The sequence below is a fragment of the Brevibacillus sp. AF8 genome (assembly GCF_021270385.1).
GTDB lineage: Bacteria > Bacillota > Bacilli > Brevibacillales > Brevibacillaceae > Brevibacillus.
In genome coordinates, this window is sequence record NZ_JAGQDN010000011.1 from 127697 (window position 1) to 145721 (window position 18025).

The 18025-nt window shown below is 49.3% G+C and carries 13 protein-coding genes; 1 reads left to right on the forward strand and 12 read right to left on the reverse strand.

Annotated elements, in window-relative coordinates:
- Nucleotides 1-11: 11 nt before the first annotated feature.
- The 5 genes from KB186_RS16060 to asd form a co-directional block, all read right to left on the reverse strand.
- Nucleotides 12-1583: a YcdB/YcdC domain-containing protein gene (locus tag KB186_RS16060; RefSeq protein ID WP_232773976.1), complete on the reverse strand. Its 1572-nt coding sequence runs from the start codon at nucleotides 1581-1583 to the stop codon at nucleotides 12-14.
- Between the two features lie 133 nt (nucleotides 1584-1716).
- Nucleotides 1717-3153 carry an Asp-tRNA(Asn)/Glu-tRNA(Gln) amidotransferase subunit GatB gene (gatB, locus tag KB186_RS16065; protein WP_016741203.1) on the reverse strand — a complete coding sequence of 479 codons (1437 nt, stop codon included), beginning with the start codon at nucleotides 3151-3153 and terminating at the stop codon, nucleotides 1717-1719.
- A 4-nt stretch (nucleotides 3154-3157) separates the two neighbouring features.
- A complete protein-coding gene (gene gatA / locus KB186_RS16070; protein ID WP_173610611.1) occupies nucleotides 3158-4630 on the reverse strand; it encodes an Asp-tRNA(Asn)/Glu-tRNA(Gln) amidotransferase subunit GatA in 1473 nt (490 codons plus the stop codon).
- Nucleotides 4631-4662: 32 nt separating this feature from the next.
- On the reverse strand, nucleotides 4663-4953 hold the full coding sequence (gatC, locus tag KB186_RS16075) for an Asp-tRNA(Asn)/Glu-tRNA(Gln) amidotransferase subunit GatC (protein ID WP_007717539.1): 291 nt from the start codon (nucleotides 4951-4953) through the stop codon (nucleotides 4663-4665).
- Nucleotides 4954-5672: 719 nt separating this feature from the next.
- Nucleotides 5673-6518: an archaetidylserine decarboxylase gene (gene asd, locus KB186_RS16080; protein WP_173610612.1), complete on the reverse strand. Its 846-nt coding sequence runs from the start codon at nucleotides 6516-6518 to the stop codon at nucleotides 5673-5675.
- Between the two features lie 156 nt (nucleotides 6519-6674).
- Between asd and KB186_RS16085 the strand changes: the two genes are divergently transcribed.
- Complete coding sequence (locus KB186_RS16085; RefSeq protein WP_173610613.1) at nucleotides 6675-7595, forward strand: diguanylate cyclase domain-containing protein; 921 nt, start codon at nucleotides 6675-6677, stop codon at nucleotides 7593-7595.
- Here the strand turns inward: KB186_RS16085 and KB186_RS16090 are convergent, their stop codons facing one another.
- From KB186_RS16090 to KB186_RS16120, 7 genes are all read right to left on the reverse strand, one after another.
- Nucleotides 7596-8501: an MraY family glycosyltransferase gene (locus tag KB186_RS16090; protein WP_232773977.1), complete on the reverse strand. Its 906-nt coding sequence runs from the start codon at nucleotides 8499-8501 to the stop codon at nucleotides 7596-7598.
- A gap of 155 nt (nucleotides 8502-8656) precedes the next feature.
- Nucleotides 8657-10204 carry an L-glutamate gamma-semialdehyde dehydrogenase gene (gene pruA / locus KB186_RS16095; protein ID WP_047072228.1) on the reverse strand — a complete coding sequence of 516 codons (1548 nt, stop codon included), beginning with the start codon at nucleotides 10202-10204 and terminating at the stop codon, nucleotides 8657-8659.
- Between the two features lie 275 nt (nucleotides 10205-10479).
- The gene (locus KB186_RS16100; protein WP_221866826.1) at nucleotides 10480-11547 is read right to left on the reverse strand and encodes a CamS family sex pheromone protein; all 1068 of its coding nucleotides are present in this window, start codon (nucleotides 11545-11547) and stop codon (nucleotides 10480-10482) included.
- 41 nt (nucleotides 11548-11588) lie between these two features.
- Nucleotides 11589-12518, reverse strand: coding sequence for a WD40/YVTN/BNR-like repeat-containing protein (locus KB186_RS16105; RefSeq protein ID WP_173610615.1), 930 nt, complete (start codon nucleotides 12516-12518; stop codon nucleotides 11589-11591).
- Between the two features lie 20 nt (nucleotides 12519-12538).
- The gene (ligA, locus tag KB186_RS16110) at nucleotides 12539-14554 is read right to left on the reverse strand and encodes an NAD-dependent DNA ligase LigA (protein WP_232773978.1); all 2016 of its coding nucleotides are present in this window, start codon (nucleotides 14552-14554) and stop codon (nucleotides 12539-12541) included.
- A 48-nt stretch (nucleotides 14555-14602) separates the two neighbouring features.
- Nucleotides 14603-16948, reverse strand: coding sequence for a DNA helicase PcrA (gene pcrA, locus KB186_RS16115; RefSeq protein ID WP_221866825.1), 2346 nt, complete (start codon nucleotides 16946-16948; stop codon nucleotides 14603-14605).
- 101 nt (nucleotides 16949-17049) lie between these two features.
- The gene (locus KB186_RS16120) at nucleotides 17050-17850 is read right to left on the reverse strand and encodes a VanW family protein (RefSeq protein ID WP_173610618.1); all 801 of its coding nucleotides are present in this window, start codon (nucleotides 17848-17850) and stop codon (nucleotides 17050-17052) included.
- Between the last annotated feature and the right edge of the window lie 175 nt (nucleotides 17851-18025).

Sequence of the window (18025 nt, forward strand, 5' to 3'; positions counted from 1 at the left end):
CTCCTTCTTTCTTAATCCTCGTACTCTCCCCATTTAAACGATCCGTTTACGGCATCGACGGTTGGCCAGCCTTTGCTGGTATCGAGCTTGTAAACGAGAATGGGTGCATTCTTCTCTCCTGACCTCGGCCAGATATAGGTCAACTTGACCGGTACCTGTTTGGAAACAATATCTGCTGCCTGTTGGGCCGTTACAGATGGTTTGAGCACAGGATATTTACGATCCTCTGCTGGAACTGATGCCACGAATTCAACGACTTTTCCCTTATTTGGATCAATTGCTACTCCGTAGGAATACTCCATGAGTGGTATCCCATTTTGTTTTTCGAGAAATAAAAAGCCATACTGCTCAACGGATTTCTTGTCCTCTTGTTTGATTTCCTCATACATCTCGACTTGCCACTCGGCTTTTTTAGCATAAGGCTCCAGGAACGTAATCGCCTTTTGCAAGGATTGCTCCTTTGTTAGGGGCACTGAGAGATTTTCGATATGTGCCCAATTTACGTATCCGCCGATATCGCCAGTCACTTCGTTCACCACAATAGATGCCCGATTATAATCGATAGTGTTCGACCAGTCATAAGTGATTTCACCCTGCTGTTCGTCTTTTCGATAGGTTGTATACAGCTTCTTGGTATCAACCCCAAACAAGTTCTCTAAAATTTGCTGATCCGTTGCGCCTTTTGCAATGAATGGCTTTCCTTGGGGTTTCAAAGAGATGTCCTTGATATCAGATGCATGGAGATTTCCATCCCCTTCGTCTGCTCCCCATTCCATTTCGATCTGCTTTCCCGTCAATGCATCAAATATTGGTGACGTCCTCATGGTGTATTCAATACCGGGTTTCCCATCCATTCCTTCCCATACATAGCCATAACGAAGGCGTTCGGGCGTAAATATTTGCTTCTGGATCTCTTCTTTTGCCACAGCTTTTTTCGGATCAGCAACCTGTATCCCCGTCAAATCGAGCGGTTGAAAAGATAGGCTTAACAAATGCCCGCCTGAATCCATTTCCACATCGATACCAAAGCGCGTTTCGTCTATTTCCAGACCATTTAGCAGAATCGGAAAGTACACATTCGGGTATATAAACAACTCTTCTTCACCGTATACCGTTTTCGACAATTGAGGCGCATCTGTCATTTTTCGCTTCTTTTCTCCGAACAACTCTTTCACAGCTTTCTCAGCCTTTTGCACGATGGCTTCGTCTGTTACTTTTTCATTCTCTTCCCAAATGAATGGGGAAGCCTCGTAACCAAGTAATTCACCGCTATGGCGATCAAAAAGCAGATATGCACTCATTTCAGTATCGTCAGGATGGCTCATATACAAATCCACTTGATTTTCATCGTAATCAGAAATAACGACCTCTCGGAACGTCAGAGCTTTTAAGGCAGGCTCCAGCTTCTCCAGCGCAGCGACAATCTCTAGTGCACGAGCAGGCAGCTTGACTTGTTCTTTGGATGGGTTTTCAGCATTTTTCAAAATCAATTCCGGACTTGCAGCAAATGCTTGGGCACCCGTTCCCAGCAGCATGGTTGTCACTGCAAAAGCAGCCGTCGCACTTTTCCAATTTGGTGTCATGAACATTTCTCCTAATCAATTATGATGATAGCTATGCATTCTATCTTACTTTTTTCCCACTATTTAGCATAGATCCCCGCACAAAAAAACAGCACTTTCCCTTTACAGAGAAAGTGCTGTCGTATGTTTTGCCCTACAGGCTGTTCAATACTTCCTGAATCAACTTGTTTACCATTCCCGGGTTTGCCTTACCTTTGGTTTGCTTCATGACTTGGCCTACAAAGAAAGCAGCTGCTTTTTCGTTTCCGGACTTGAAGTCTGCCACGGCTTGCGGGTTGGAATTGACCGCATCAACGACGATTTGACGCAGAGCGCCTTCATCACTGATTTGGACGAGTCCTTTTTCTTCGACGATCTGCTTCGGCTCTTTGCCGGTCTCGACCATCTCTTTGAAGACGGTTTTGGCGATTTTGGAGGAAATGGTTCCGTCCTCGATCAGCTTGATCATCTCACCCAAGCCTTTTGGTGTCATTTTTACATCAGCAAACACCAGGTTGTTGGCGTTGAGGTGTGCCAACAGGTCAACCATCAGCCAGTTTGCTACTGACTTCGGCTCTGCTCCTGTTTTCACAGTCTCATCAAAGAAATCAGCCGTCTCTTTGGAGATCGTAATGACTCCGGCATCATCCTTAGACAAGCCAAACTCGTTCACATAGCGAGCCTGACGAGCATCTGGCAGCTCTGGAATGGTTGCGCGAACCGCTTCAATCCACTCCTCGGAAATCTGCATGCGAACCAGATCCGGGTCTGGGAAGTAACGATAGTCGTGCGCTTCCTCTTTGGAACGCATCGTCAACGTCTTCTTGTTTGCTTCATCCCAACGGCGCGTTTCCTGAACGACCTTGCCACCGGAAGAAACTACCTCCGTTTGACGCTGCACCTCGTACTCCAAGCCCATTTGCACGTTGCGGAAGGAGTTCATGTTTTTCAACTCAGCCTTGGTTCCGAATTCTTCTTGACCATACGGGCGGATGGAAACGTTGGCATCGCAACGCAGGGAGCCTTGTTCCATGCGAACGTCAGATACTTCGGTGTACTGGATGATCGCTTTCAGCTTTTCCAGATACGCACGTGCTTCCTCCGGTGTGCGGATGTCCGGCTCGGAAACAATCTCGACGAGCGGTACCCCGACACGGTTGAAGTCTACCAGAGACTCTCCGCCAAAATCGCTGTGCGTCAGCTTGCCCGCATCCTCTTCCAAATGCAGACGAGTGATCCCAATGCGCTTCGTCTCACCGTTTACTTCGATGTCGATCCAGCCATTGTAGCCGATCGGTTGGTCAAACTGCGAGATTTGGTACGCTTTTGGCGAGTCTGGATAAAAGTAGTTCTTGCGGTCGAACTTGGTCTCGCGGGAAATCTCGCAGTTGAGGGCGAGCGCTGCTTTCATCGCGAACTCTACCGCTTGCTTGTTCGTTACAGGCAGTACACCTGGATGTCCCAAGCAGATCGGGCATGTATGTGTATTCGGCGGTGCACCAAATTCAGTCGGGCAGCCGCAAAAGATTTTACTGTTGGTCGATAGCTCGGCGTGAACCTCCAAGCCGATGACGGTTTCGTACTTGCTCATGCTCTTACCCCCTCACCCATTCCGGTTTGCGACCGTAGAAGCCTGCTGTTTGCTCATACGCATGGGCTACGCGCAATACGGTGGATTCGTCAAATGCACGACCTACGATCTGCAAACCGATCGGCAGACCGTTTTTGGAGAATCCGCACGGCACACTGATTGCTGGCAGACCAGCCAGGTTTACAGGAACGGTACAAATATCCTCCAGATACATTTTCACCGGATCATCTACGTTTTCGCCTACTTTGAAAGCCGTAGAAGGCGTGGTTGGATGCAGGATGACATCGTAGTCAGCAAAAATGTTGTTGAAGTCCTGGATGATCAAGGTACGCACCTGCTGCGCCTTTTTGTAGTAAGCATCGTAATAACCAGACGAGAGCGCGTAGGTTCCGAGCATGATGCGGCGCTTCACTTCTGGGCCAAAGCCTTGGCTGCGAGATTCCTTGTACAGCTCGATCAGGTTTGCCGCATTATCTGCACGCACACCATAGCGAACGCCGTCAAAACGAGCCAGGTTGGACGAAGCTTCAGACGAAGACAAGAGGTAGTAAGCTGGCACTGCATATTCTGTGTGCGGCATGGAAACCTCGCTCCATGTAGCACCCATGCTCTCCAACTGCTTCAATGCTGCCAGAACCGCATCGCGAACCTCAGGGTCAATCCCTTCTCCGATCAACTCTTTCGGTACCCCGATACGCAGTCCTTTTACATCTCCAGTCAATGCAGACAAGTAATCCGGTACGTCCACATTGGCAGAGGTAGAGTCGTATTCATCATGTCCCGCAATCGCTTGCAACACATAGGCAGAATCCTCAACGTTTTTCGTCACAGGCCCGATTTGATCCAGTGAGGACGCGAAAGCAACCAGCCCGAAACGGGATACGCGTCCATACGTAGGCTTCAAGCCGACAACGCCACAAAAAGCAGCAGGCTGACGGATGGAACCGCCTGTATCAGAACCAAGGGTGAAATAAAAATGACGCGCAGCCATTGCCGCCGCTGAGCCACCGGAGGAGCCGCCCGGAACGTAGTCGGTGTTCCACGGGTTTTTGGCTGGGAAAAAGCCGGAATTTTCGTTGGAGCCGCCCATCGCAAACTCGTCCATGTTCAGCTTCGCGACGATGACTGCATCGGCTTCCTTCACCTTTTTGGAAACAGTCCCGTCATGGACAGGATCGTAATTCGCCAAAAATTTGCTCGCGCAAGTCGTGCGAACGTCTTTTGTAACCAGGTTGTCCTTTAATCCGGCAGGCAAGCCGTAGAGAAGACCCAGCTCCTCATTTCCCTTGACCAGACGCTCGTCCAATTGGCGGGCATGAGCCAAGGCTCCCTCTTCATCTACATGCAGGACGGATTTGATTTCTTCGTCATGCTCCTTGATGCTAGCGATGGAAGCCTGCACCAGATCCGTTACCGAAATCTCTTTTGCGCGCAGCGCGCTATGTATCTCAGACAATCGCTTGTCAAACAGCGACACAGTGGGTTCCTCCCTTCTCATTATCCAGTAGGTTATTCGAATACAGCCGGTACTTTAAACTGCCCGTCTTCGTGATCTGGTGCGTTTTTCAGCACGTCTTCACGTGGCAGGGACGGTCTGTTTACGTCTTCGCGCATGACGTTTTTCACGTCTGTAGCATGACTGGTTGGCTCAATATTGGATGTATCGAGCTCATTGAGTTTGGCTGCAAAATCAAGAATCGCATTCAGGTCTTTTGTGTACCGCTCCGCTTCTTCCTCAGTGAGCTGCAAACGGGCCAAATTAGCTACATGTTCCACTTCTTTGCGAGTAATGGCACTCATTCTTTCCACCTCCGAATCGTATCACATAACTTTGATCTTACTTGAAAAGAGCAGGTTCAGTCAATTTTCACAGGGATTTCGACGGAGAAAACAAATAATGTTTTCGGCAAAAAAATATTGATCGATTATTAACCAGTAAAAACACTCTGTCCGGCTGTTGAGGTGGGGAGGAAACAGGAGAAAACGCTCAGCTTCTAGGTCCACCCGCTGGGAGATTGACTGCCCGGCTCCATGTAAAAAAGCGAAACCCGCGTCCAAAGTCGTCCTTTCAGGGGGTGTCTCAGGGGTGGACGCTAAGGGCTTGTTTCTCTTTTTTTCATTGCGCCTCGGTCGGTGTCCCTAAGATCTTCGCTTATTTCTCCTGTTTCCTCGACGAGCTATCAGTTTGATTCGATTTTTTAATGCCGTAATAGATGGAAGAAAGTAATCAGTTACGACAGAGAAGAATATTTCCAGGCGTAGCGACTTGTGAAGTCCTACCCAGCGCAGAAGGGATTAGCGGGAAGTAGAAACGCAACGTGCCCGAGCTACGAAGCGGCTACCACTTTTGCGTTTCCCTGCGAATCCCTTCGGAGCGGACAGCCTCAACCCCCAGCGGGACGGAGCCTGGAGCCTAGTCTGGAAATATTCTTCTCCCCACCGCAGCCACATCCATTAGAAGACTAAGAAAAAACAAGTCCAAGGCATTTGCCCTGGACCGTGATCTCTTCAGTCGTTCGTTATTCCGCCTTCTTTGTCGCGAGCGCCTGCCCCATCAAGAGAGACTTCCCTTTTTCAACGCCTGTTGCCCATTCGAGCTCGTTGGACTCCAACAGCAAAATGACGGTCGAACCAAATTCGAACCAGCCCAGCTCCGAGCCTTTCTCATAACGAGGTGTCCCAGCAATCTTCTCGTGGGTTTGTCGACCGTGCTTGATATTCGTCGTCGCTGTGTTGTAGCAGACCTTCACGCTGCCTACAAACAAGGCTCCTACTTTAACCAAAGCCATATCGCCCAGGCTATCTGTTTTGATGTGAGTTACCAAGCGTTCATTCCGAGCAAACAAACGGTCTACATTTTCAATCCCGAGCTTGTTGACGGGATAGAGTCTGCCTGGCATATAGCAGTAACTGCTCAAATCGCCTGTTACTGGCATATGAATCCGGTGGTAGTCCCTTGGACTCAAATAAATGGTGATAAATTTACCACCATAATAACGCTTGGCCTCTTCCTCCGAACCGCCCAACAACTCACTTACACTGAAATCTTTTCCCTTTGCTTGAATCAAGGTGCCCTCGCAAATATCACCCAACTGCGAAACAGTTCCATCCACCGGGCTCACGATAGTGTCTGGCCCAGGTGCAATCGGTCTCGCTGCGGGCTTCAGGCGTCGGGAAAAGAACTCCTTCAGCGTGCGGTATTCTGACGCTGGCTTTTCTATGATCGACGTATCAATTTGATAGTGCTTTATGTATCGTTGAATGGCTAATCGACTAAAGGGAGTAGCGGTAATTTTGCCCATAGTCCGGGACATCGCGTTTTGTGGCAAGCGATGGATGAGACCTGGGAGCAGCTTTTTGCCCATAAGAAATGCTCCTTCGTAAAACAACAATACCCTTACTTTACCACTTCTGCTAACAGCCAGTAAACCCCGCACTATTACCAGAGGTTCATCATTTTCTTCGACAGTCTTGCTATACTATAATCATTCTAAGAAGCCACTTATCAGGAGATATCGGTTATGGTGAAGAAACTCGATATTACTACACTTATCAGTCAGCATGGTGATATCCTAACCAGTCTATTCGATCATATGTCGGACATGTTCTTTCTCATGGCTGTCGAACAAGATGTGGACGGGGAGTATCAGTTTCGCTATGTATTGATGAATCCATCGGCGATGCACGTCGCCCAATTGAGCGAGGAAGCATACGGAAAAAAGTTTGAGGACGTCTATCCTCATGAAAAAGCCAGCTTATTACAGCACATGTACACACAAGCAGTAAAAAGCGGGAGTCCGATCCATTTTACTGCGAATGGTGACATCATTGGCGAATCCATTCTATCTCCTGTCTACGATAGCCATGGCGTATGCACGCATGTCTTTTCCATTACCCGGGATGTTACCGAGCGAACAAACCTGGAGTCACAGCTAGCCTACATGGCGTATCATGATGTGCTCACGGGATTGCCAAACAGGCGGCTCCTCTCCGAAAAACTCCAGCAAGCTCTACGTGCTGCCCAATCAAAAGAGGAAATAGTCGCTGCCCTCTATCTGGACTGTGACCGCTTTAAAGAAATCAACGACACATGGGGTCATGACACAGGCGATCTGTTTTTGCAAATGCTGGCTACTCGCCTCAAGTCATCTGTTCGGGATGGAGATATCGTCGCACGTCTGGGTGGAGACGAGTTTGTCATCGTCCTGACCGGCATTCACTCCGAACGTCAGGTTGAAAAAATTGCGAACCGTATCCTGCTTGCAACGCAAGAGCCATGGATGATCGAGGACCGGACCATACCGTTTTCGACAAGCATAGGCATTGCCCTCTATCCAGCATCTGCAAGCGAAGCCGAACAACTGCTGAGCAATGCAGACAAAGCACTTTATCAGGCCAAAAAGACAGGGCGGAATCGTTTCTTTTTCTTTAACCCTATTTGATTATTGGCTGTAAAACAAAAACACGGCCAAGACGGAAAACAGCAAGCTCACCACATACAGAATGATAACCGTCTGCTTCGTAGACAACCCCCGGGACATGAGCCGATGATGAACATGTCGGCGATCCGCTTGGTACATGGGGGAACCCGCCAAAAGCCGACTGATGATGACCTGTACAGTGTCTATGACGGGCAAGCCTACTGCCAGTACCGTCACGACTAATGAAATGATTGTAGCCCCTTTCATCGTTCCTTCCAATGAGATCACGCCGAGAGCGAATCCCAAAAACATCGAACCTGCATCACCCATAAAAATTTTCGCCGGATAAAAATTAAAGCGTAGAAAAGCGAGTGCAGCACCTGCCAGTGCAACTGCCAATAATGCCGTTAATTCTTGACCTTTGAGCATCGACAAAAAGAACAAGGTCACTGCTGAGATTGCGGTAGCACCGGCAGCAAGCCCGTCGACTCCATCCAAAAAATTCACCATATTGATCAAACCGACGATCCACAGCACGGTCATCAGCAGGGAAACAAGGATTGGAAATGAGATATACGTCCCATCCTCTCCCCCCAGCCACATCAAATTGATTCCCCGAAAGCGAATATCCATGAGAAAGGTCATCGTCGCGACCAGTAACTGCACCATCAGCTTCGGCAGTGCCGGAAATTCTTTTTTTTGCGACTTAAACGTATCGTCTACCCATCCAATGGCCACTAACACGGCCCCTCCAACTGCCAAAACTGCAACGGATTTTTGCGCCCCTGCAAAAAAAGTTGACACTAACAAGAGACCGACAAACATCGCCAAACCACCAGATAATGGGATCGGCCTGCTATGTCCCTTTCTCCCCTTTGGCATATCCAGCAGCTTTGTTTTCCAAGCCAGCCAATTTGCTACTGGCATCAACAAATACACAACAAAAAACGAGGAGAGTCCTGACACGATATAAGTAAACAGCTACCCTCACCTGCTTTGCCCTTCATTTTGTCTTTAGTGTGGACAAAATGGGAACAAAAAAGCCGCCTCTGTAAAAGAGGCAGCCTTTTTTATTGCGTAGCTTACAGTTTTTCGGACACCATTTTTGCTTGTGTGAAGAGCAGGAGGTAGTCTGGTCCACCCGCTTTGGAGTCTGTACCGGACATGTTGAAGCCTCCGAATGGATGTACACCCACCAAAGCGCCTGTGCACTTGCGGTTGAAGTACAGGTTACCTACGTGGAACTCTTCGCGAGCGCGCTCCAGGTTCTCACGGTTGCGGCTGATGACAGCGCCAGTCAAGCCGTACTCAGTGTTGTTCGCGATTTCCATTGCATGATCAAAATCGTTGGCTTTGCAGAACGCTACCACTGGGCCAAAGATCTCTTCTTGCATGATGCGAGCTTGTGGATCTACATCTGCAAATACAGTTGGCATGATGAAGTAGCCGGATTCTGGACCTTTTTCGCCACCAGCAACCAGTTTGCCTTCTGTTTTACCAATCTCGATGTACTCGAGGATTTTGTTGTATGCTTTCTCGTCAACCACAGGACCTGTGTAGAAATCGTTGGTTCTGATGTCGCCCACAGTCAGTTGTTTTGTCAGTTCTACTACGCGGCCCAGTACTTGGTCGTACACGTCTTGGTGAACGATTGCACGGGAGCAAGCGGAACATTTTTGACCGGAGAAGCCAAATGCAGAAGCCACGATGGACTGTGCAGCCAACTCGATATCGCAGTCGTTGTCAACAACGATGGAGTCTTTACCGCCCATTTCAGCAACCAGACGCTTCATCCATTTTTGACCTGGACGATGTTTCGCAGCCAGTTCGTTGATGCGCAGACCTACGTCACGGGAGCCTGTGAAACTGATGAAACGAGTCAGGTTGTGCTCTACGAGGTAATCCCCGATTTGGCTACCGGAACCTGGTACGAAGTTTACAACACCAGCTGGTACGCCAGCGTCTTCGAGAATCTCCATGAATTTCGCAGCGATTACTGGAGTGGTAGAAGCAGGCTTCAACACAACGGTGTTACCCGCTACAAGAGCTGCTGTCGTCATACCAACCATGATCGCAAGAGGGAAGTTCCAAGGTGGGATAACGATACCTACACCAAGTGGAACGTAGTACAATTCGTTATCCTCATCAGGGATACGAGGCAGATCATGGCGCTGGGACAGCTTATCCATTTGACGGCCATAGTATTCCATGAAGTCGATTGCTTCTGCTGTGTCAGCGTCAGCTTCTGCCCAGCTTTTTCCTGCTTCTTTTACGAGCCAAGCAGAGAACTCATGCTTACGGCGACGCAGGATTGCTGCTGCTTTATACAGATAGCGGGAACGTGCTTGTGCAGGGACCTTTTTCCATGTTTCGAAGGTGCTAGCAGCTGTTTGGATCGCTTTTTCAGCCAATGCTTGGTCAGCCTGGGAAACAACGCCCACTACTTGTTCTTTATTAGAAGGGTTGAAGGAGTTGGATTTCTTTTCAGTTGTGATGCGTTCTCCGCCGATGATAAGCGGATACTCACGGCCAAGCTCACTTTCTACCTTAGCGAGCGCTTCTTCAAATGCCTTTTTATTTTCTGGCAGACTAAAATTGGTAAACGCCTCGTTTTTGAATTCCACTTGCATCTGTGACGCCTCCTTATCGATATCTTCCATGTTCGGATCACTCATAAAACATATGCAAGGATCATACCAACAAAACCATTAAAGGCTCGACTCTATTAGTGTTTGCATTTTTGCAGAAAAATCACCGACAAGATTCAAGAACTATCCCGAACACTTTTGTGCATACACCGTTCAACATTTCACACATCTGTTCAATCCACTATCTTTTGTGTACAAAAAAAACACCCGATCTCCTCACCTTCTCAGGTGATCATTCGGGTGTTTTATGCTTTTCCTTATTGTCTGTAAATATGCATATACGGCTCTCCACTTGTCGGCCGAATGTAGAGCGACAATGGTTTATTCATCGACTGTACGTACAGGTTGACGTGAACGCTTTTGTCGAAGAGCTGATTAATGCTTCCTGCTGCAAATTGCGTAAACTGCAAAACCTCTGTTCTGGAGTCATACTCTGCCGTGGCTGTAATCGTAATTTCAGTGAGCTTGCCGTCCATGAAACGTCCCAGACCAGTCATCCCGATATATTCAGGGAAATAGCCCTTGGATTGGCGCATCAGCTTGTCGTACTGCAACGACTGCTCTGGGTATTTCTGCTCAACCTCCGGACTCGGGAACAGGAAATATTCCTCTTCGATCGGCAGCCACTTGGATATCGTTGCTTCATTCGCCCCTACTGTTCCTGACATGATGAAGTGCCCCGGCACCAGAGTAGAATTCGCCTCCGGTACTTGATACATCAAAACCAGGATCGGAACTTCCGGACTAGTTGCACGTACAGACTGCACGATACGAGCTGCAAGCTGCTGACCTTTTGCTTGCAGTTCTTGTGTCGTGTACACCTTGTCCTGACCGGTTGCATCCTGATAGTTCGGCGAAAGCGACAAGCCTAACACCATGCCAGCCAGGCTCTTATCCTTCTTGCTCAGGTAATCATGCTCCAGTACGTGCACGAGAATCCCGTTTTTCTTTTTCCCGTTGGCCCCAGCCGTCTTTTCCTGTGCGATCCACTGAGTAACTTGCTCTTTTTTGACCACTTGACCTTCTTGGAAATAATAATCGGACGTCGGGTATGTCTCCCGAGCAAACTCCATCAAGCCTAATTCAAGGTGACTGAAATCGACGCGATATTTCGTATCAGCAAGCATTCCTCGTGTCTGGTTTGGCTGGTACGGGGTAATGCTGCCGTAGTAATCCTCGGATACTTCCACTACCTCCGACAAGGACGGTGTAGTAGGCTCAGGAGCTTTGTCCTTGCCCCCAGGTATCAACGAGCAGCCAGTCAATGCCATCACAAGAAGTACAGCTGTCAAGAACCTGCATCCTGTCAAAAACTTCACTTTCATAGATTACTCCTTTTCGTATCCAAAGGTGGGCGATGTACAAATCATTCGTTCCACTTGACCCATCGATTGTCTTCGAGCTTGTAGATCAATGCCGATTCGCCAATTCCCACCCATTTTGTATCCTCGCCACCTGAAGCAATGACAATCAGCTTTTCCGGTGAGCGAGCATCAAGCAAACGCCATTCGCCCTTGATTTTCTCGTAGATACCTTTTTCGGTTGCGACAGCGAGAGTGCCAGTTCGTCTGTTAATGGCTAGCGAATAGATCTGCTGTGCTCCGGGAATCTCCTCTGTCTTCCACTGCCCCTCTTCATTATAGAGCAAGCTGAATTGGGCCGCTACATAGAGTCGGTCTTGTTCGGGATCAAAGTCCATGGCAAATACTTCCTGATCCATCGGCTGCCACAGACTCCATGATTGGGCCCCGTCCGTCGACTGATAGATGCCTTCACCCGAGACAAAGGCAAACAGACGCACTTCGTCTCCTTGGCGATTCCCTACAAAGCTGCTGATATTCGCTGGCTCTGGCAACCCCTTGTTGACAGAAGTCCACTTTTTACCACCATCTGTTGAATGAAGAACCCCATCAATCCCGCCGACAAATATTTGCTTCGGATCATCCGGGTCCACAAACCAACCTTCGATCGCATACTGCTCTAAATCTGTCGAGAGAGATCCCCACGTTCCACCGCCAGCTGAGCTATACAACCCTGCATTCGTACCAACCCATATTTGACGAGCATCATCGGTCATCATCAGATTGTGAATGGTTGCTCCCAATTCCAATACGTCCTGATAGGTCAAGTTCCCTTGTAGAGCAGCAGCTGTGACTGTTGGAGGAGTCGTATTAATTTGTTTACCACTGCCAGTACTGCTGTTACTTCCACAGCCAACCAATTGCAGCATGGCTATTACACCGATTCCCCATTTCAGGAAGCTATTCATGCTCTTCACGTCCCTTCCCTTACTCATCCGTTGTCGCCACCGTTTTCTTAGGCGTTGCTCTCCAATACTTGCAGGAAGCCTGCTTCGTCCATTACAGCCACGCCTAGTTTTTCTGCCTTCTCCAGCTTGGAGCCGGCTTTTTCACCTGCAATCACCAGGTCTGTCTTTTTGCTGACGCTGCCTGTTACCTTGCCACCCAAGCGCGCAATCGCTTCCTCTGCCTCCTGCCGCGACATTTGCGTCAAGGTGCCGGTCAAAACGATTGTTTTGCCTGAGAATGGGAGGTCTTCGCCACTCTCAATGCGGATTCCTTTGTACTCCATGTTTACTCCGGCCGCTCGCAGTCTCTCAATAACTGCCTGCGCCTGCGGCTGTGCGAAGTAGTTCACAAGACTCGCAGCCATTTTCGGCCCGATCTCATCGATTTGCGTAATCTCTTCTTCGGATGCCCGCATGATGGCATCGATATTGCCAAAATGCTCCGCGAGAACACGTGCCGCCTTGGCTCCAACCAAGCGAATGCCCAGACCGAACAATACGCGCTCCAGCGAGTTCTCCTTGCTTGCTTCAATTGCCGCAAGCAAATTATCTACGGACTTTTCACCCATGCGCTCCATGCCCAGCAGAGCATCACGCTGCTGGTGCAAATAATACAGGTCAGCGACACTGTGGATAATACCGTCGCGATACAGCTGAGCCACGACCTTTTCTCCCAAGCCGTCAATGTTCATGGCCGTCCGGGACACGAAATGAATCATGCCTTCACGGATCAGTGCGGGACACATTGGATTGATGCAGCGCAGAGCCACTTCTTCCTCCAAGCGTACCAGCTCGCTCCCGCATTCTGGACAATGCGTTGGCATGGCAAACGGTACTTCATTTCCAGTACGACGCTCTGGCAAGACCGCGATAATTTCCGGGATAATGTCCCCTGCTTTCTTGACGACAACATGATCACCGATAAGGAGGCCTTTTTCCCGAATGATGTCTTCGTTGTGCAAGGAAGCGCGCTTCACGGTCGTACCTGCCAAACTGACTGGCTTCAATAAAGCAGTCGGGGTGACATTCCCTGTACGCCCCACAGATACTTCAATACCTTCGAGAATCGTAACCGCTTCTTCGGCAGGGAACTTGTATGCGATGGCCCAACGTGGACTTTTCGCAGTAAAACCAAGCTCCTCCTGCTGAGCGTAACTGTCGACCTTGATCACCATGCCGTCGATTTCATAAGGCAAATGAGGACGCTTCTCTGTCCAACTGGCAATAAAAGCGAGCAGTTCATCGACGTCGTCAAATACACGTCGCTCCTGATTCACCATGAAACCTAGCGTCTCCAGCAAATCAAGCCCTTCACTGTGCGATTCCACTGTCTCCCCTTGCAAATCGCCAATGCCGTAAATAAACGTATCCAGTTGACGGGATGCGGCAATTTTCGGATCGAGCTGTCGGAGCGAGCCTGCTGCGGAATTGCGCGGATTGGCAAATAACGCTTCTCCTCGCTCCTCGCGCTCTTTATTCAGCTTTTCAAATGCTCCCTTGGACATGTAAGCCTCACCGCGAACCTCAAGGGTTAACGGCTTCGTCAATCGCAAAGGAATGGAACGAATCGTTTTCAGGTTTTGTGTGATGTCTTCGCCTGTTGTTCCGTCTCCACGTGTAGCCCCGCGGACGAACAGCCCATTTTCATAATGAAGCGACACGGCCAGACCATCAATTTTCAGTTCAGCTACATATCGGACAGCCTGACTGCCAACGGCCTGACGAACCCGGCGGTCAAAGTCCCTGATGTCCTCCTCATTAAAGGCGTTGCCGAGACTGAGCATCGGTGTCTTATGAACTACCTTTTCAAAGAAGGGCAGCGGCTCTCCCCCTACACGCAAGGAAGGGGAATCAGGTGACTGCAAATCAGGGAAGCTGGTTTCAAGCTCCTTTAGCTCCCGCATCAATTGATCGTATTCCTGGTCAGAAATCTCAGGTCGATCCTCTTCATGGTAAAGACGATTATGCCGCTCAATTCGTTTCGCTAATTCTTTAATTTTTGTTTCCGCCGTCAATCGATCCATTTCGTTCATCCTTTACTTTTGCGATTGGCCTGTATTTGCATTTGCATATTATCCTTTTTGAATAGGAGCGAACTTCGCTAACAGCTTTTTAATGCCAGTCGGGCTTGGGAAAGCAATGTCGAGCTCCATGTCGTCGCCCGTTCCTTTTACTTTGACGACCGTACCGTTGCCCCATTTGCCATGCGCCACTCTGTCGCCAACCTTCCAATCAACGCCTGCTCCTTGACCGTGTCCAGGCAGTTTTTCACCCGCCGGACGAGTAAATGTAGCAGGTGTACTGCTTGCGGTTCGCTGACCCATGCCAAATTTCGGAGCAGAGCCTGCTTGTGAGGAGGACGCTCCAAACGGTCTCGCTCCCGCATCACGTCCGAATGCACTGCCATCACGCTGTCCAAATGCACTGCTGCGTCCACCACCGAAGCCTCTGTCCGCTGTCGCTGGATTTCCTTCCAACAGCTCAGCCGGAATTTCTTGCAGGAAGCGAGACGGCGCATTCACATTGGTCCGTCCAAACAGCGTCCGCATACGGGCACATGTCATGTACAGGCGTTCCTCCGCCCGTGTAATTCCCACGTAAGCCAGACGGCGCTCTTCCTCCATTTCGGCATCGTCAAACAAAGAGCGGCTATGCGGGAAGACACCTTCCTCGCAACCTACCAGGAACACCACAGGGAACTCCAGCCCTTTGGCGCTGTGCAAGGTCATTAATACAACCTGTCCCTCTGCCGATACTTCCTCCTGGGCACCATCATCTCCCAAGGAATCGATGTCTGCTACCAGCGCGAGGTCGGTCAGGAACGCAAGCAAGCTCTTGTCTTCATTTTTGCGCTCGAACTCCTGGGTTACAGACAGGAACTCCTCGATATTCTCCAGACGAGCCTGTGCTTCCAGCGTCTTTTCTTCTTTTAATGAATCGCGGTATCCAGAGCGCTTCAGCACTTCTTCCACCAGCTCAGTCACACTCAAGTAATCGGTCATTTGCATCAGATTCGAGATGAGATCATTAAAGGAAAGAATTGCATTCGTGGTGCGTGAAGGCAGCCCCATGTAAGCCGTCTCCTGAATCGCTTGGAAAAGGGACTGACCATTTGCGTTCGCATACGCTTGTAGCTTGTCTACCGTCGTATCCCCGATATTACGCTTCGGTACGTTGATAATGCGCTGCAAGCTGATATCGTCATCCGGATTGGAGATGAGACGCAAATAAGCCAAGATGTCCTTGATCTCTTTGCGATCGTAGAACTTGGTTCCGCCGACGATGGTGTACGGCATATTCGACTTGATGAAAACTTCCTCGACCACACGAGACTGTGCATTCGTCCGATACAAGACTGCGAACTTGTCGTAGCGCTTATACTGTGCCATCTGCTTGCGAATCGTATCGACAATAAAATACGCCTCGTCGTGCTCGGAATCACCCTGGAAGCACATGATCTTGTCGCCGCCTGGATTCTCTGTCCAGAGCTTCTTCTCCTTGCGCAGCTTGTTGTTGGCAATGACCTGGTTTGCCGCCTGCAAAATCGTTTTGGTGGAGCGATAGTTTTGCTCGAGCTTGATGAGCTTGGCTTCGGGATAGTCTTTTTCAAAGTTTAAAATGATCGAGATATCTGCACCGCGCCATTTATAAATACTTTGGTCAGCATCCCCCACGCAGCATACATTTCGATACTTGTCAGCCAGCATGGAAATCAAAAGGTATTGCGCGCGGTTTGTATCCTGATACTCGTCAACGTGTATATAACGGAATTTCTTTTGATAAAACTCCAATACTTCCGGCACTTCTTTAAACAGACGAACTGTCGTCATGATCAGATCATCGAAGTCCAGCGACTGGTTATTTCTCAGCTTTTTCTGATAAGCCGTGTAAACCTTTGCTGCCACTTGTGCAAATGGATCGCCCGCTAGACGCGTATAGGTTTCTGGATCGGTCAGCTCGTTTTTCGCTCCGCTGATCGCAGCTAAAATCGAACGCGGCTCATACTGCTTCGGATCGATGTTCAATTCTTTTAAACATTGCTTGACGACAGACAACTGGTCACCCGCATCTAAAATGGAAAAGCTGCGATTGATCCCCAGTCGGTCGATATCCCTGCGCAAAATCCGCACACACAAGGAGTGAAACGTCGACAGCCATGCATCCTGCGCTGCCGCTCCGCCAATAATTGCCGCCACACGGTTTTGCATCTCCCGCGCTGCTTTGTTGGTGAAGGTGATCGCCAAAATGCTCCAAGGCGCTACCTGTTTGGCACTGATCAGGTATGCAATACGCTGTGTCAGTACCTTGGTCTTGCCACTACCCGCACCGGCCAAAATCAAGACGGGGCCTTCTGTTGTAAGGACTGCTTCCCGCTGCTCAGGGTTCAGGCCTGCTGTGATACGATCTGCATAAGACATATGTATAAATCCACCTTTCCACGTTCCCTAGACGAAAGCATATGTTCCTATTTTCGCACAGATCGCAGTGGAGTTCCAGTTCGTATCCCGAACAGGAAACATCATCCTTTGGGCAGCAATGGCTCATACATCAAATAAGCCCGATTCTCCGTCAGCCATTCCTGTTCCAACCATTCTCCTTCCAGCGTGTAAACATCCCGATACAATTCATTTTTCCGTTCATACCCTCCCCAAATCGAAGGATAGATCTCATGTTCTTTCTCGAAAATGACATACGTCCGTGTCGGTGGCATGTCTGAACGCCATTCGCCTGCCAAATGTGTATCGGTCAGGTAGACATGCAGTTGAAAGGGCTGTTGCGTCCGGTTGGCGATTTGCAAATCCAGATAATTATAGAAACAAGTGGCTCCACTTCCAAAAGGCTGTGTCCGATTCGAATCGGGAAAAACATCGTAGCTATGACGATGCCGTTCCGTGACTGTCAAGGGCGTATGCAAGGCCATCCAGTACAGTAGATTCGAGATCTGACAAAGCCCTCCGCCAACTCCGGCCGTGACTCGTCCCTGCGATAGCAGCATACCCTCTACATAGCCTTTGCTACGGGTCGGCTTGCCAATCTGCTTCCAATACGAAAAGGTTTCCCCGGGATGGATGATCAATCCGTTCAATCGTTCAATTGCCAGCCGCAAATTGATCACTTTGTTGTGCTGCATCCACATTTCCACGTTCTGCAATGGGCGTAACAAAATCGTTTGATGAGAATAATGGACATAACGGAACCATTCGCTTCTTTTCTCATGAGCGAACCTCGTTCGACCAAATGTCCATTGTACATATCTTTTCCAACGAAAAAAGGTCATGCCTGCTGCCAGACGCCACTTCCCCCGTGCGATCGGTTTCATTGTGCACCCCGACTTCCTGATTATTACAATAGACGCAGGAATTCAGGATGAAGTTGCGGTCGAATACGGGAGATCCGCTCACTTCTTACACTTTTGTAAGCGAGACGTAAGCAAATGCCATTTCTCCTCCATCCCCGGATGAGCTAGGATAGGAAAAGTGCGCGATCGGACGGCG

Excerpts from the sequence above, each read along its gene's own strand:
- gatC (WP_007717539.1), bottom strand. The coding sequence starts at position 4,953 with ATGAGTGCCATTACTCGCAAAGAAGTGGAACATGTAGCTAATTTGGCC.
- ligA (WP_232773978.1), bottom strand. The coding sequence starts at position 14,554 with ATGGATCGATTGACGGCGGAAACAAAAATTAAAGAATTAGCGAAACGA.
- KB186_RS16100 (WP_221866826.1), bottom strand. The coding sequence starts at position 11,547 with ATGAAAGTGAAGTTTTTGACAGGATGCAGGTTCTTGACAGCTGTACTT.
- KB186_RS16090 (WP_232773977.1), bottom strand. The coding sequence starts at position 8,501 with ATGCCAGTAGCAAATTGGCTGGCTTGGAAAACAAAGCTGCTGGATATG.
- KB186_RS16060 (WP_232773976.1), bottom strand. The coding sequence starts at position 1,583 with ATGACACCAAATTGGAAAAGTGCGACGGCTGCTTTTGCAGTGACAACC.
- pcrA (WP_221866825.1), bottom strand. The coding sequence starts at position 16,948 with ATGTCTTATGCAGATCGTATCACAGCAGGCCTGAACCCTGAGCAGCGG.
- KB186_RS16085 (WP_173610613.1), top strand. The coding sequence starts at position 6,675 with ATGGTGAAGAAACTCGATATTACTACACTTATCAGTCAGCATGGTGAT.
- asd (WP_173610612.1), bottom strand. The coding sequence starts at position 6,518 with ATGGGCAAAAAGCTGCTCCCAGGTCTCATCCATCGCTTGCCACAAAAC.
- KB186_RS16105 (WP_173610615.1), bottom strand. The coding sequence starts at position 12,518 with ATGAGTAAGGGAAGGGACGTGAAGAGCATGAATAGCTTCCTGAAATGG.
- gatB (WP_016741203.1), bottom strand. The coding sequence starts at position 3,153 with ATGAGCAAGTACGAAACCGTCATCGGCTTGGAGGTTCACGCCGAGCTA.
- pruA (WP_047072228.1), bottom strand. The coding sequence starts at position 10,204 with ATGCAAGTGGAATTCAAAAACGAGGCGTTTACCAATTTTAGTCTGCCA.
- KB186_RS16120 (WP_173610618.1), bottom strand. The coding sequence starts at position 17,850 with ATGAAACCGATCGCACGGGGGAAGTGGCGTCTGGCAGCAGGCATGACC.